Source organism: Kitasatospora sp. MBT66 (genome assembly GCF_000710405.2).
Classification (GTDB): Bacteria; Actinomycetota; Actinomycetes; order Streptomycetales; family Streptomycetaceae; genus Kitasatospora; species Kitasatospora purpeofusca.
Genome location: NZ_JAIY01000010.1, coordinates 981,544 through 982,685, shown reverse-complemented (window position 1 = coordinate 982,685; position 1,142 = coordinate 981,544). Strand labels below are relative to the sequence as shown.

Here is a 1,142-nt window from a genome sequence, read left to right as displayed (position 1 = left end):
TTCGCCGGTCCGCCCGGCACCGGCAAGACCACGGTTGCCCGGCTCTACGGCGCCATCCTCGCGGAGCTGGGCGTGCTGCGCAGCGGGCACCTGACCGAGGTGGCCCGGGCCGACCTGGTCGCCTCGATCATCGGCGGCACCGCGATCAAGACCACCGAGGTGTTCCAGCAGGCGCTCGGCGGCGTGCTGTTCATCGACGAGGCGTACACCCTGTCGGCCGGTTCCGGCGGCTCCGGTCCGGACTTCGGGCGGGAGGCGATCGACACCCTGGTCAAGCTGATGGAGGACCACCGCGAGGACGTGGTGGTGATCGTGGCCGGCTACTCCGCCGAGATCACCGAGTTCCTGGCCTCCAACCCCGGTCTCGCCTCCCGGTTCAGCCGGACCGTCGAGTTCGCCAACTACGAGGTCGACGAGCTGGTCACCATCGTCGAGCGGGCCGCCACGAGCCACGGCTACGAGCTCGCCGCGGGCACCGGCGACGCGCTGACGCTGCTCTTCGAGCGGATGCCGCGCGGCGAGGACTTCGGCAACGGCCGCGCGGCCCGCAAGGTCTTCGAGGAGATGGTCGACCGGCAGGCGACCCGGCTGGCGGAGCAGGCCGAGATCAGCGACCAGGACCTCGCCCTGCTCGTCCCCGGGGACGTGGGCGTCGAACTCGAACCGCCGGTGAAGGAGAGCGACGGCACCGAGCCGCTGGCCGAGCTCCAGGCCCTGGTGGGCCTGCCCGCCGCCAAGGAGCAGGTCGAGGACCTGGTGAACCTGATCCGGCAGGTCCGCCGCCGGGAGGAGGCCGGGCTGGCGACCGCCACCATCAGCCACCACCTGGTCTTCGCCGGTCCGCCCGGTACCGGCAAGACCACGGTCGCCCGGCTCTACGGGCGGCTGCTGTCCGAGCTGGGCGTGCTGCCCGGCGGCCAGCTGATCGAGACCGCCCGCTCCGACCTGGTCGGCCGCTACGTCGGCCACACCGCCCAGCTCACCAAGGAGGCCTTCGACCGGGCCCGGGGCGGTGTGCTGTTCGTCGACGAGGCGTACACCCTGACGCCCCGGCACGGGGGCGGCGGGGACTTCGGCCAGGAGGCCGTGGACACCCTGATGAAGCTGATGGAGGACCACCGGGACGAGGTGGTGGTGATCGT

At 72.2% G+C, this 1,142-nt stretch carries 1 protein-coding gene; it reads left to right on the top strand.

All coding sequences use genetic code 11. The features are described 5' to 3' along the window. Window positions 1-1,142 (top strand): AAA family ATPase (locus BI06_RS29035; RefSeq protein ID WP_043473387.1); only part of this gene is annotated, 1,142 nt, incomplete at both ends.